The following is a 13118-nucleotide window of genomic DNA, read 5'->3' on the forward strand; positions in this document are numbered from 1 at the left end:
TACACTGCAACAAAATGTCATCAAGTACAATTCTAGTTATCCATTTTAATTAGGTAATTCTTTATGACTGTGCAAAGACTGCATGTCACTTCACGTTATTGCGAAGTCGCAATTTCAGGAAATTTAGTTCATTTGGCAGGTCAACTAGCAGATGATACCAGTGTCGATGTTACTGCACAGACACAACAAACTTTAGACAATATCGATCGTTTACTCGCAGAAGCAGGTACAGACAAAACGCATATTTTATCTGTACTTATTTTTCTAAAAGACATTGAACAAGATTATGCAGCAATGAATGCGGTTTGGGATGCATGGATTGCTGAAGGTCATCCCCCAGCACGTACCTGCGTAGAGTCTAAACTGTATACGCCAGATGTTTTGGTTGAAATGACCGTGACAGCAGTACGTCCATAATCAATTAAGATGATTTTGCTGCTAGAACATTATATTTCATAACTCGTTCCGTGTGCGGCATTGTGGTTGCTGTGATTGAAACAGGCATGATCGGTTCAAATAGATCAGGAACTAAGTTCTCACGCAACTCTTGCTCCGTTGGAATACTGCTATAGCGCAATACTCGATAACCCGCTAATTCTAATAAGCTGTCTTGATAATGCTTCTGATGTAGACGATTCACATATGACTCGTCTGCAATCTCAATAATTGCAAGCACTTGATGTTGCTGATCGAGTACGACAAAATCAGCAACTAAACCTTGATATTTACGGCGCGTATGCGCAAATTTTGTTGTTAATAGCGCATCAAAAGAAACATGCGCCAAAATCGTATGACGAGGTAATACAGCTTGTAAACGCATCAAGGTAATTTGCTCAGAAATATTGAGAATACCACGGCGTTTTAATGGACTATCTTGACGCCGATTAGGATGTAGGCGTCGAAACACAAGTGCTGTAATCAACAGCAATCCAACTATTGTTATGAAATAATACATTTCTAACGAATCCCTTTAGATTTTTTATAATCATTTTGGCTTTGAGCCATTTTTTTAATCAGTAACAACGATAGTTAAAGTCATTTTAGCAGTATAACTTAAATTTTTTTAATCGTGTTTCCCTCGTCGACCAAAGTCATAAAAGCATCCTGCATCTATATTTATAATCATCAGTAGGCAAATATTCAAGCGGATATTGTCAGTATATGTTTCGATAAATTGTACTTTTATAACCAGATTGTGACTACCCTACCATTTATGTATAAAAAAGAAGGCATCATAACTGATGCCTTCTGTTTATTCATTTAACGCTTTGGTTTCACTTTAGGTTTTGGTTTTCCTGAGAATGGTTTTTTGTCACCTGTTTCACGTGGCGGTAAACCCGTATGTTGCGTTAATATCTGCCCTTTTTGTGGACGTTTCTGACCTAATTGTGGCTGAGATTGCGCTTGACCACGTTTCGCTGAATCACCTGCAACAGTTGAGTTCTTTTTACGTGCTGATTTATATTCACCTTCAGCCGTACCTTGTGGCTGATAGGTTGGGATCAGATGCTGCTTCGAATTACCAATTAAATCCGAACGCCCCATTTCTTTCAGTGCTTCACGTAACAAAGGCCAGTTATTTGGATCATGATAACGCAGGAATGCTTTATGCAGACGGCGACGCTTTTCACCTTTCACGATATCGACATTTTCAGTATAACGTGCCACTTTAGACAATGGATTTTTGCCTGTGTAGTACATCGTGGTCGCAGTGGCCATTGGTGATGGGTAGAAGGTTTGTACCTGATCAGCACGGAAACCATTTTTCTTCAACCAAATCGCCAAGTTCATCATGTCATAATCGGTGGTACCCGGATGCGCAGCAATGAAATATGGAATGAGATATTGTTCCTTACCTGCTTCCTTACTGAAACGCTCAAACATTTGTTTAAAGCGGTCATACGTCCCAATTCCCGGTTTCATCATCTTCGACAATGGACCTTGTTCAGTATGCTCAGGTGCAATTTTTAAATAGCCACCAACATGATGCTGTACCAATTCTTTCACATATTCAGGGTTCAATACCGCAAGGTCATAACGTAGTCCAGAACCAATCAAAATCTTCTTCACACCTTTGATTTCACGCGCTTTACGATAAAGCTGAACAAGAGGCGCATGATCGGTATGTAGGTTTTGACAAACACCTGGATAGACACAAGATGGCTTACGACAGTTCTTTTCAATTTCAGGGTCGTTACAGTGCAAACGGTACATGTTTGCAGTTGGGCCGCCTAAGTCTGAAATGATGCCTGTAAATTGAGGTGCCGTATCACGGATCTTTTCAATTTCACGTAAAATTGAATCTTCAGAACGGTTTTGAATAATACGACCCTCATGTTCAGTAATTGAACAGAAGGTACATCCACCAAAACAACCACGCATGATATTGACCGAGAATTTGATCATATCAAAGGCTGGGAAACGTGCATTTCCATAAGAAGGATGCGGTAAACGTGCATAGGGTAAATCAAACACATAATCCATTTCCTCAGTGGTCAGAGGAATTGGTGGTGGGTTGATCCAGACGTCCCGCTCGCCATGACGCTGCACCAAGGCACGTGCATTACCTGGATTGGTTTCAAGGTGCAAGATGCGGTTGGCATGTGCATACAACACATGATCATCAGCCACTGCTTCAAAAGAAGGTAAACGAATCACAGCCAATTCACGTGGAGGTAATTTATGTTTAATCGCTTTTGATGGCGCAGGCTTTAACTGCACAATCTGTGTATCTGGATCGAGCTGGTCACCTTCACGCACGATTGGATTGGCAACGATTTCTTTTTGGAAGTTTTGATACTGCGCTAGCGAGTTACCTTTTTCTTTTTCAACTTCACAGCCATCAATATCTTCAGTCATGACATAAGGATTAATAATTGGATCGACACGTCCAATGGTATCCACGTCATTACTGGCAATTTCAACGAATTTGGCTTTAGATGCTTTATTATGCTTATTAATAATAAATGCTGTACCACGAACATCAGTAATCTCGTGGATTTTCTCACCTTTGGCTAAACGATGCATCACATCGATAATCGCACGCTCGCCATTACCATACATCAATAGATCAGCTTTTGAGTCCATCAAAATAGAGCGGCGAACTTTGTCAGACCAATAATCATAATGTGCAATACGACGCAAGCTTCCTTCAATACCACCGAGCAAGACAGGAACGTCAGGAAAAGCTTCACGGCAACGCTGACAGTAAACTGTTGCTGCACGGTCTGGACGCTTATTTGCTTCATTGTTTGGCGAATAGGCATCATCGGAACGAATTTTACGATCTGCCGTATAACGGTTGATCATTGAGTCCATGTTCCCTGCGGTCACACCCCATGCAATGGTTGGCTTGCCTAGAACGCGGAAGCTCTCTGCGTTGGTCCAGTCTGGTTGTGCAATTATTCCGACACGGAAGCCCTGTGCTTCAAGTACACGCCCAATCACACCTGATACAAAAGATGGATGGTCAATATAAGCATCACCACAAACCAAAATAAAGTCACACGCATCCCAGCCGAGTTGATCCATTTCTTCTCGTGACATCGGCAAAAATGGTGCGGGTTCAAAACACGACGCCCAATATTTGTCGTAATCAAACAGCGCTTTTGGCGCGGTCTGCATAGTGTAGGCAGTAGACATGGCTTGCGAATCTCGGCTAGCAGATGGAGGAGAGACATCTAAAGATGAAAGCCGATCATTTTAGCATGAATTCCATTCATTTTTATAGATCAAAAAACAAACAGAAGCATTTCCCCAAAAAGTATTTGTAACTTATTGAGGAAATAGCATTATAAGATGTTGATAATTACTCTTCTTCGTTCAAGAAGCCTTCTTTAATTCCAGAAGGTAAATCTTGATGCCACCATGTATAAATAGAAGCTTTAATTTCTTCATCTTCATCAGGATCATTCAATGGTTCATCATCTTCACGGATAAGCTCATCGCCATTAAATTTGAACCAAAACTCCCATGGATCATCATCACCACAACCCCAAGCTTGTGCATGAATATCAGGTAATAATCCTTTTAAAAATAATAAAATATTTTCAATGTTTTCATCGCCATTTGAGCCATGGGAAAAATCTAGTACAGCAAACCCATCAACATAGTGCAATGTCTCTGGCGCAAGATCATGTTCAATCGAATCAATCAAATCAACTAGCTCTTGAGTAATCTCATCCGCTTGCGGATTAATGAGTAAAGCTGTCTGAATGAACTTTTCTTCATCTCCATGATGTGTGGTAAATAAGACCTCTAATTGTCCCATGATTGTTGAGTCAGGATGTTTATAATAAACGCGACTATGTAATTCCATCTTATTTTCCCCAATTTTAATATTATCTCTACACCCAAATAGGTGCTTATTTAAATTACTAAATTTCAAAGACTTTTATCAAGTTTAAGCGACTTTAATTGTCGTTTTATTTTCATTCTTCATTAAGTGTATCGCGAGTGCCAGACCCATAACTAAGACCACAGTGACACTCAAATTAATTCCAATCCATCCAAAATGCTCCCAGACCAAACCACCACTACTCCCAAGCAAACTTGAGCCCATGTAATAGCAAAAGAGATAAAGTGAAGAGGCAACTGCGCGATATTGTACCGCTTGAACGGATACCCAACTACTGGCTGTCGAATGTGCCGCAAAAAATGAAAAGGTAAAAATGGTAAGACCCAACAAAATTGCCCATATTGATGAGATAAGTGTAATAAATAAACCTATAATCATACTCAACAATAAAACAGGTAATACTTTAGCGCGTCCATACTGAAAGCCCCATCGTGCGGCTTTAGGTGAACTATAAATCCCTGCCAAATAAGCAATCGAAATCAAACCAATCCAAGTTTGCGATAAATGAAATGGTGCTTCTAATAAGTGATAACTGATATAGTTAAAAACTGTGACTAGACAGCCCATTAAAATAAAGCCTTGAGCAAATAAAATTCGTAGTTTCGAGTCTTTTAGATTTTGCTCAAACGCTGCTTTAAAACGTGAAAATCGGAATGGAAATGGCTTGAAATGCTCTGATTTGGGCAACAATAAATAAAATAGACAAGCAATAATAAAATTTAGAAAACCAATGATATAGGTTGCAGATTGCCAAGAAATGAAGTCAACCAATACCCCTGCAATTAAACGTCCACCCATGCCGCCAATCGCTGTGCCAGAGATATACAATCCCATCGCAAAACCGATATCTTTCTGCGCAATTTCTTCGCCGATATAAGTCATTGCAACGGCTGCGACCCCACTCACGGCTAAACCAATGAGAATACGGGTGCTGAGAAAAATCTCCCAAATTGGAAAAGAAGCACTAATCAATAAGAGAATCGAAACGAGGAATAAGGCATAAACCATGATCGGTTTACGTCCAAAACGATCAGAAATAAAACCTGTGAATAACAGACCAATTGCTAAGGCGACGGTAGAAAAGGATAAAGGAAAACTACTATGCGTCGGTGTAACCTGAAAGAATTTTGCAAAAATTGGCATCATTGGTTGTACACAGTACAAAGATGAAAAGGATGCAAAACCAGCAAAAAATAAAGACCATAAAATCGCAGTAAACGATTTTGAACCATATTCGATATGGGTTGGACGTGTAACTGATTCAGACATGAGGACTCCTTATGCCTGAACAGTATACGCTTTCAGCCAAAATGCGGAATGATCATTTCGGCTAATTTTACCCGACGTTTAAAATAATGCTTTTGGTAAACGGATTTGAATAATTTCATTATCATCAGCTTGTTTCGCATTGCGTCCTGATGATCCTGGGAAGTTATTGTCATTCAATACAGTCAACGTTGTACCATTTTCAATAATCACATCTTCAATGGTTTCAAATGGGAAAGCAAAGACAGAACCTGTGCCAATATCTCCTTCTCGTACTGTACCAAAAAGAGCATTCGGATTAGATATTTTGATTAAATCGACGAGATCTTCACGTGCAACCGCTTGTTTCGGTTCGTTAAATTTTACACGAATCAGCTTCTTATAACCGCCTAAATTATTTTGACTTGCATCACGTTCAATGATGATACCTTCTTTATCATTAAATAATTGGAAATCACCAATGTTGGTGGCTTTACTGTTCAAAGCAAACCAATAGTATTGTCCAGTATATGCTTTTTTCTGTAGATCAAATTGAGAGATTAAAAGTTGTCCTGTAGCATCATTCACCAAAGGTTTTTCAAGCAATGGATATAAATATTTACCATCAGGTGAAATGGCCATACCTTCAAAACCACCACTTCGTTGGACTAAAGGTTCAACATAGTTGATATTGGCTTTATTGAACTGGTTTTGTGGTGAACGCAATTCTTGCGTTGAATTCAATGGATTTGGTAGTGGAATAGGTGCATCTAACAATATTCCCTGTGCAGAAAAATGTAACAGATAAGGACCAAATTCATCCCCAATCCAATACGTCCCATCTGCCGCACGTTGCATCGATTCAGGATCAAAATCCGCTCCCGTCAACAAGCGGTCTGCGGTATTTCCATTCACGATCTCAAAAGAAATACGTTTATTAGGATCACGTAACTGAATAAAGCTTTGTACAGTAACCTGCCCTGTGCCCTTGGTTTTGGTTCTAAAGTCAGCTTTTATCTTATAAATGCGTAATAAGAAATCAGCGGAATTGTCTTGTGTACCAAAGCCATTATCTGCCATCGCCATGTAACTATCATCATCATTTTTTAAAGCAGCAGAGAAGCCCTGCACAGGTTGCCCTTTAAATGGAGGATAAATACCATTCGCACCACTCACTGCTTTACCAGAATCAGGTCCTGCCGCATAGGTTGCTACAGGAAGTTTGGCAAAAGCGATAAGCGTTGGTTCAGTAACTTTATCTGTAGAAGTCGTTTGATCTTGATGATTATCATCATTACAGGCACTTAAAACTAAAGCAGTACAACACAAAAGCATCACTAAAATTTTCTTGTTCATAATTTTATACGTTTGGTAAAATTAGAAAAATTTAATCAATTTTTGATGACGCTTTGACTGCAATAAAATGAAATCTTTATGGCGAAATGATGACATTTCCTTAGAGTGTGTCCTCCCTATAACTTAGTGGGATGATATTCGCCTGAAATCGCTGCTTTTAAAAAATTTTGAAAGGTTGGACACTGCATATGATTCTCTGCTGGGCATACTGCAGCATGCTTTAGTCCCTCACTGATAAAATGTAAACGTCTTGTCATCTGTTCTAATTGTTCAGCTTTGTCTTTCAACATTTTCCGATCAAGTTCAGGTTTCCCATCTTGTCCAAACATACTTGCAATCTCATCCAGAGAAAAACCAGCTGCTCGACCTAATGCAATTAAAGCCAATTGATCTAATACCTGCTTTCCATACTGTCGCCGCAAACCATGTCGTCCTATCGATTTGATCAATCCTTTCTCTTCATAAAAGCGCAATGCAGATGTTGTGACATGTGCTCTTTTTGAAACTTCACCAATATCCATAAATACCTCTTGACTTAAAGTTGACTTTAACTTGCACAATAAATTTATCAACTTTTATTTGGAAAAGATCAAGGTGGTGAAATGAATATTTTTAAAATATTACTCTGCATTTTGAGTCTCGGAATTGGTGCAACACTGATCATGGATCTTTGGTTATTGATATTAAAAAAATTCAATATCCCAAGCTTAAATTTTGCCTTACTTGGTCGATGGATCGGGTGGATTTTTCGTGGAAAAATTCAACATAAATCAATTGCTCGTAGTCCTGAAATTCGACATGAAGCTCTACTCGGTTGGGTTGCACACTACAGTGTTGGAATTATTTTTGCTTTCAGCTTTATTTTGATCGTTGGACAAAATTGGCTCTCACAACCGCAATTATTACCTGCACTCTTATTTGGTGTCATTACGGTTTTGATTCCTTTCTTGATTATGCAACCCGCAATGGGTTCTGGTATGGCTGCATCTAAAACACCACACCCTTTTATCAATCGTATTAAGAGTTTGATTAATCACAGTATCTTCGGATTTGGGTTATTCCTCACCGCTAAATTATTAAATTTTTTTAATTGAGAACTGAATCATGAAAACGATCGCAATTATTTATCATAGCCGTCAGGGACATACGCAATTTATCGCCGAACAAATCCAAATCGGCGCTGCAAAAATCAAGGGTATAGAAATCGATTTATTTACTGCTGAATCATTGATGTCTAAACCAGAGCCTCTCATACAATATGATGGACTCATTTGGGGAAGTCCGACATATTTAGGTGGCGTTTCAGGCACATTGAAACAATTAATGGATATGACAGGAGGTTTATGGAAAAAACAGAGTCTTACAGGCAAACTAGCAGCAGGATTCACCGTTTCATCACTCCCTGCAGGCGATAAACAGTCAACGTTGATTTCACTTTTTACTTTTTGTATGCAACACGGAATGTTATGGATGGGTAATCCGATTTTACCTGAACAGCATCAAGGAATTGCTTATACAGAAGCTGCAAATCGTCTAGGATCTTGGTCTGGACTTATGGCACAAGCAGAACATGCTAGCGCAGCAAATGCTTTTGATTTCGGTAATATTAAAACCGCTCGGTTATTCGGGCAAAACTTTGCTGTGCAGTTAAATACAATTCAGAGGTGATCCAGTGAAAGCAGCCACATTACTATTTCCACTTATTTTGTCTTGTATGATGTCATTCATCATCTCAGGCATCACGACCTTTAAAGCAGTGGGATTGGTCAATCATTTCTTTTCAATGTGGATGTCAGCATGGATCATCGCATGGATGTTTGCCTTTCCAAGTGTATTAATTTGTGCACCTATTGCCCAAAAACTGGTTGCTTGGATTATTAAAACTGCAAAATTAAGGCACTAATCTATAGCGAGTTGATGAATCTAATCAAATAGACAAGCTTTGACCTAATGTTGAAGCTTGCTCTAAAGGATTGAGTCAAGTCTGAGATATAAAAAGCAAACCTTTTTGCCAACTAAGCATTATTGATCTAAAACAACCTGTTTTCTATTATCCGCTAGCTTTTATATGATGGATCACCTTTCCGCTCAATGATGACTCAAAATTTCTTTCACTTTTCTTTATCTAAAACCACCTTCATTAACTTGTGTATTATTCTATTTAGCAGCTGTATAACTGCGGCTTGTACACATACAAAAGTAGCCACCATCAATCACACTCAGCAATTTTCAAATGGCATTCAAAACGCTTTTTCAGTTCACCCGACAACTGCAAATCGTGTTGCTCCAATGATTTTGCAAAGTGCTGAATCTTATAATATTTCTCCACATTTACTTGCCGCATTAATTCGACAAGAATCAAGCTATATTACAAATGCAACATCTTCAGCCGACGCTGTTGGCTTGACCCAAGTTCGTCCCAAGTTTTGGCAACAAACTTGTTTAGGCAATCTTTATGATGAACAAATTAATATTAATTGTGGAGCTTACATTCTCGCCAAATACTATCAAGCAACTGGAGATTGGATGACGGCATTAGGCTACTATAATGTTGGCCCTACAGGTTACAAAAACAGTGTTTATATGAGGAATCAAGCACATCGATATGCAAATTCAGTAAAACGCCATGAAAAAACATTAAAGGAAGCACTATAGTTGCATCATGTACGTTTAAACGTACGCGAGTTGGGGTAATTAGCGAATATACGACTAAAGTTTAATTATCTATGATATGAATCATAAAGAGATAGGATGTCTCATTCAGAACAACAAGAAACACAGGATGTGGTCGTTGACAGGAATTAACGGCAAGAAACCAAATATGAAAAAGCCTCGACAGGATGTCGGGGCTTTTTCTATTGATAAAGAGATATTCACATGATCATAAAGTAACTATTATTGACTCATCTATTCGTGGTTAATACCATCCATCTAACTTCATCGGAACGGTTTATTATTTTGCAACGCATATTCATTCATAAAGACCACAACAAACTTATAAAAAATCTATATGGATTTACTGTAAAGCTAGGCTTGATCGTGATTGCAATCAGTATGGCTGCGTGTAGCAGTTTAAGCGGATCATTCGCCAATCGCTCTACTCAGTTATCATCTGGACTACAAACAGCCTATTCTGTTTCTCCAAATACAGCAAATCGCTTATCCCCAATGATCGTGCAAAATGCAGAGCGTTATGATGTATCACCCACTTTACTCGCTGCGCTCATTCGCCAAGAATCAAATTATAATAGTTCAGCACGCTCCCCTACAGGTGCGATCGGTTTAACTCAAATAGTTTCGACTCATTGGCGCCAGTCTTGTCCTGGCAATCTTTATGATGAAAATACTAATATTAATTGCGGTGCATATATCCTATCAACCTATTATAAATCAGCTGGCAGCTGGTCAAAAGCCGTAGCGTATTATAATGTTGGGCCATCAGGTTATGAACGGAGTTTTTGGACACGCCATAAAGGTAAAAAGTATGCTCGTTCAGTAAAACGTCATGAAAAAATCTTAAAAAAAGCCCTATAAAATAAAGAGTAAATAAAAAACCATGCTCTTAAGCATGGTTTTTATTGGCTAAATAATGAAATTACGCTTCGTCAAACAAACCTTCAAATAACACCGAAGACAAATAACGCTCACCACTATCAGGTAAAATTACAACAATCGTTTTGCCTGCATTTTCAGGGCGTTTAGCAATTTGTGCCGCCGCCGCCAATGCTGCACCGCTTGAAATACCCACTAATATCCCTTCTTGCGTTGCACACTTTCTTGCCCACTCAATCGCATCCGCACTATTCACTGGCAACACTTCATCGACCAAGTCTAAGTCTACGTTTTTAGGAATAAAATTCGCACCAATCCCCTGAATTTTATGCGGTGCTGGCGTGATGCTTTCACCATTTTTAGTTTGGGTAATGATTGGAGATTCAGCGGGTTCAACTGCAACAGAATAAATTGGCTGATTCTGAACTTGCTCAAAATAACGTGAAATTCCTGTAATTGTCCCGCCAGTACCAACACCCGCAACTAGAATATCAACTTGTCCATTGGTTGCCTGCCAAATTTCAGGACCAGTCGTATCAACATGAATTTGAGGGTTGGCTGGGTTTTCAAACTGTTGTGGTAGGAAATAAAGCTCAGGATTTTCAGTGGCTAAACGAACAGCTTCATCCACCGCACCTTTCATGCCCTTAGCAGGCTCGGTCAAAACCAAATTCGCCCCTAAAGCTTTTAATACTTTTCTGCGCTCTAAGCTCATACTTGCGGGCATGGTTAAGGTAATAGGATAACCTTTTGCCGCTGCAACAAATGCTAAAGCAATACCTGTATTACCACTAGTCGGTTCAACAATATGCATACCCGTTTTAAGTACACCACGTTTTTCCGCATCCGCAATCAACGCTGCACCAATACGGCATTTTACTGAAAATGCAGGATTGCGGCTTTCAACTTTTGCCAATACTGTAGCATCTGATTTAATCAAACGATTGATACGAACTAAGGGTGTATTGCCTATCGCTTCTGCATTATTCGAGTAAACTGCTATACCTAAGTTGGCAGGCGTTGGAAATTGCTGATCAGTCGACATTTTATTTCCTTATTAGATTTGGAATGATTCTTAAGCATTATAAAACTGGCTGCACTCATGATGATAGTGGAAAAACTTTAGTACTTCAGATTAAATACTTAGCTTTATTCTAATGCTTAAAATTATTCACAATATTATTAAGTGTCTCTCGCATACTAGATAACACATTTTTATGACGTACTAAAACTGTTTCAGAGCCATGAAAATCTTCAGGGTCGAGAAAAAGTTTTGGTAGATCTCTAACTAAAACCCCTCTTTCTCTAGGTGTAAGTATCTCTAAAGCATGGTTTTTTATTGCTTCAACCATTTGGTGCATTCTTGGATTAGCTCCTTGCTCTAATAGTAAATCTAGAGTTAATTCAAACTCCTCTAACGAGGGAGCACCTTCAAGTACTGGAGCTATAATTTGTGTCAGTGGTGCCATATTCTGAGCTGGTAATCTATATGTATATAAAGTGTCTAAAGCCATTATCTTTTTGTTTTTATCGGAACCTAACCACTCTTTTACTTTACTCCAAGGCACTCCCAATAAAGCAGCACCCTCTCCCCAATGAGTTGACAATGGAGATTCAATATTATTTTCAATCCAATCAATAGCTTCAGAACAACCTGTATATGCTAATAATTTAGAGTTAGATGATCTAAGGGCTGGACTTTGTTGGATTAAAATATCAATTAACCAATCAAACGTTTCCTTAGCTCCCTGCTTCTTTAACATCTCAGCCATTGGCTCTGACAAATCACTTAAATCTGCTTGCAGTAGGTCCATAGTTTTAATTATTTCTCTCTTAATTATAAATAATCCAAATCTTGATATTGATCAGCATTTCAATCATAAGATACGGTTTGCTTTAAATACAAATAAATAGCTTTCTCAATTTTTATAGCTCTTCCCAAGTAGCAATTAAGTCTTTTGCTGTAATCGACCAGATATATTTCCCTACCCATTCAATATTATGAGTGAACATTTTCTCATTATGTTCATAACCACTCCATGGATCAAAAAATAAAAACTCATCATAACGCCACATAAAGGGATTTACTGAGATATCTTTTTGATGAGAAATATTGAGTTCTAGCAAACCTTGATAAATCAATTTAAGTCGAAAAGGCTTTTCTTTATAGTCTCTATGGTCTTTCTTAATTAATGTAAGGATAAGATGAGCTGTTTCTTTTCCAAAATCAATGATCTCAATATTCTGTAACTCACAACAATATGGAGCCGTTGAGCCACTTCCGCCATGCCACTGCTCGGAAGCAATCAGATCTAGAACACTCGTTGGTAATTTATTTCGATTTTCTCTTAAATATTCATTATAAGCTTTAAAAATATACTGGGAATTACCTATATGATCTAACTGATCACTTAATTTATAAACCATATTTGCTCTTTAAATACTATTTGTTTCATATATGGGCGAAATATACTACAACTATGTACAATATTTTTTCTTATTCCACTATATTTCTCCCCTCGATAAAAAACACCCCCTCTGCATTAGCGGAGGGGGTGTTTAGTATTTAAAAGCTGGCGATGACTTACTCTCACATGGCAAACGCCAC

At 38.5% G+C, this 13118-nt stretch carries 15 protein-coding genes; 6 read left to right on the forward strand and 9 right to left on the reverse strand.

Annotated elements, in window-relative coordinates:
• Positions 1-63 precede the first annotated feature (63 nt).
• Complete coding sequence (locus tag IEV17_RS15750; protein WP_004659495.1) at positions 64-417, forward strand: RidA family protein; 354 nt, start codon at positions 64-66, stop codon at positions 415-417.
• A gap of 4 nt (positions 418-421) precedes the next feature.
• Here IEV17_RS15750 and IEV17_RS15755 read toward each other — a convergent pair whose 3' ends face one another.
• The 6 genes from IEV17_RS15755 to IEV17_RS15780 all read right to left on the reverse strand — a co-directional run bounded on the left by IEV17_RS15755 (position 422) and on the right by IEV17_RS15780 (position 7479).
• Complete coding sequence (locus IEV17_RS15755; RefSeq protein ID WP_004659496.1) at positions 422-955, reverse strand: DUF2726 domain-containing protein; 534 nt, start codon at positions 953-955, stop codon at positions 422-424.
• A 305-nt stretch (positions 956-1260) separates the two neighbouring features.
• Positions 1261-3642: a YgiQ family radical SAM protein gene (locus IEV17_RS15760; RefSeq protein ID WP_004659498.1), complete on the reverse strand. Its 2382-nt coding sequence runs from the start codon at positions 3640-3642 to the stop codon at positions 1261-1263.
• 166 nt (positions 3643-3808) lie between these two features.
• Positions 3809-4318 carry a hypothetical protein gene (locus IEV17_RS15765; RefSeq protein WP_004659499.1) on the reverse strand — a complete coding sequence of 170 codons (510 nt, stop codon included), beginning with the start codon at positions 4316-4318 and terminating at the stop codon, positions 3809-3811.
• 84 nt (positions 4319-4402) lie between these two features.
• Positions 4403-5626: an MFS transporter gene (locus tag IEV17_RS15770; protein WP_004659501.1), complete on the reverse strand. Its 1224-nt coding sequence runs from the start codon at positions 5624-5626 to the stop codon at positions 4403-4405.
• A 78-nt stretch (positions 5627-5704) separates the two neighbouring features.
• A complete protein-coding gene (locus tag IEV17_RS15775) occupies positions 5705-6958 on the reverse strand; it encodes an esterase-like activity of phytase family protein (RefSeq protein ID WP_004659502.1) in 1254 nt (417 codons plus the stop codon).
• A gap of 116 nt (positions 6959-7074) precedes the next feature.
• On the reverse strand, positions 7075-7479 hold the full coding sequence (locus IEV17_RS15780) for a helix-turn-helix domain-containing protein (protein ID WP_004659505.1): 405 nt from the start codon (positions 7477-7479) through the stop codon (positions 7075-7077).
• Positions 7480-7560: 81 nt separating this feature from the next.
• Here IEV17_RS15780 and IEV17_RS15785 point away from each other — a divergent pair, with 81 nt between their 5' ends.
• From IEV17_RS15785 to IEV17_RS15805, 5 genes are all read left to right on the forward strand, one after another.
• A complete protein-coding gene (locus IEV17_RS15785) occupies positions 7561-8052 on the forward strand; it encodes a DUF2938 domain-containing protein (protein ID WP_004659507.1) in 492 nt (163 codons plus the stop codon).
• Between the two features lie 10 nt (positions 8053-8062).
• The gene (locus IEV17_RS15790) at positions 8063-8626 is read left to right on the forward strand and encodes a flavodoxin family protein (protein ID WP_004659509.1); all 564 of its coding nucleotides are present in this window, start codon (positions 8063-8065) and stop codon (positions 8624-8626) included.
• A gap of 4 nt (positions 8627-8630) precedes the next feature.
• On the forward strand, positions 8631-8861 hold the full coding sequence (locus tag IEV17_RS15795; protein WP_004659510.1) for a DUF2798 domain-containing protein: 231 nt from the start codon (positions 8631-8633) through the stop codon (positions 8859-8861).
• Positions 8862-9049: 188 nt separating this feature from the next.
• Entirely contained in the window at positions 9050-9613 is a 564-nt protein-coding gene (locus IEV17_RS15800; RefSeq protein ID WP_004659512.1) for a lytic transglycosylase domain-containing protein, read from the forward strand.
• 399 nt (positions 9614-10012) lie between these two features.
• Positions 10013-10492: a lytic transglycosylase domain-containing protein gene (locus IEV17_RS15805; RefSeq protein WP_188363588.1), complete on the forward strand. Its 480-nt coding sequence runs from the start codon at positions 10013-10015 to the stop codon at positions 10490-10492.
• 61 nt (positions 10493-10553) lie between these two features.
• Here IEV17_RS15805 and cysK read toward each other — a convergent pair whose 3' ends face one another.
• From cysK to IEV17_RS15820, 3 genes are all read right to left on the reverse strand, one after another.
• On the reverse strand, positions 10554-11555 hold the full coding sequence (gene cysK / locus IEV17_RS15810; RefSeq protein ID WP_004659515.1) for a cysteine synthase A: 1002 nt from the start codon (positions 11553-11555) through the stop codon (positions 10554-10556).
• A gap of 109 nt (positions 11556-11664) precedes the next feature.
• Positions 11665-12324 (reverse strand): hypothetical protein, encoded by a 660-nt coding sequence (locus tag IEV17_RS15815; protein ID WP_004659517.1) that lies wholly within the window; start codon positions 12322-12324, stop codon positions 11665-11667.
• A gap of 112 nt (positions 12325-12436) precedes the next feature.
• The gene (locus IEV17_RS15820; RefSeq protein ID WP_004659518.1) at positions 12437-12937 is read right to left on the reverse strand and encodes a hypothetical protein; all 501 of its coding nucleotides are present in this window, start codon (positions 12935-12937) and stop codon (positions 12437-12439) included.
• Positions 12938-13118: the final 181 nt, after the last annotated feature.

Origin of the sequence: Acinetobacter modestus (assembly GCF_014636095.1) — a bacterium.
Classification (GTDB): domain Bacteria; phylum Pseudomonadota; class Gammaproteobacteria; order Pseudomonadales; family Moraxellaceae; genus Acinetobacter; species Acinetobacter modestus.

Excerpts from the sequence above, each read along its gene's own strand:
- IEV17_RS15800 (WP_004659512.1), top strand. The coding sequence starts at position 9,050 with ATGATGACTCAAAATTTCTTTCACTTTTCTTTATCTAAAACCACCTTC.
- IEV17_RS15790 (WP_004659509.1), top strand. The coding sequence starts at position 8,063 with ATGAAAACGATCGCAATTATTTATCATAGCCGTCAGGGACATACGCAA.
- IEV17_RS15805 (WP_188363588.1), top strand. The coding sequence starts at position 10,013 with ATGGCTGCGTGTAGCAGTTTAAGCGGATCATTCGCCAATCGCTCTACT.
- IEV17_RS15780 (WP_004659505.1), bottom strand. The coding sequence starts at position 7,479 with ATGGATATTGGTGAAGTTTCAAAAAGAGCACATGTCACAACATCTGCA.
- IEV17_RS15785 (WP_004659507.1), top strand. The coding sequence starts at position 7,561 with ATGAATATTTTTAAAATATTACTCTGCATTTTGAGTCTCGGAATTGGT.
- IEV17_RS15760 (WP_004659498.1), bottom strand. The coding sequence starts at position 3,642 with ATGTCTACTGCCTACACTATGCAGACCGCGCCAAAAGCGCTGTTTGAT.
- IEV17_RS15820 (WP_004659518.1), bottom strand. The coding sequence starts at position 12,937 with ATGGTTTATAAATTAAGTGATCAGTTAGATCATATAGGTAATTCCCAG.
- IEV17_RS15750 (WP_004659495.1), top strand. The coding sequence starts at position 64 with ATGACTGTGCAAAGACTGCATGTCACTTCACGTTATTGCGAAGTCGCA.
- IEV17_RS15755 (WP_004659496.1), bottom strand. The coding sequence starts at position 955 with ATGTATTATTTCATAACAATAGTTGGATTGCTGTTGATTACAGCACTT.
- cysK (WP_004659515.1), bottom strand. The coding sequence starts at position 11,555 with ATGTCGACTGATCAGCAATTTCCAACGCCTGCCAACTTAGGTATAGCA.
- IEV17_RS15775 (WP_004659502.1), bottom strand. The coding sequence starts at position 6,958 with ATGAACAAGAAAATTTTAGTGATGCTTTTGTGTTGTACTGCTTTAGTT.
- IEV17_RS15765 (WP_004659499.1), bottom strand. The coding sequence starts at position 4,318 with ATGGAATTACATAGTCGCGTTTATTATAAACATCCTGACTCAACAATC.
- IEV17_RS15770 (WP_004659501.1), bottom strand. The coding sequence starts at position 5,626 with ATGTCTGAATCAGTTACACGTCCAACCCATATCGAATATGGTTCAAAA.
- IEV17_RS15815 (WP_004659517.1), bottom strand. The coding sequence starts at position 12,324 with ATGGACCTACTGCAAGCAGATTTAAGTGATTTGTCAGAGCCAATGGCT.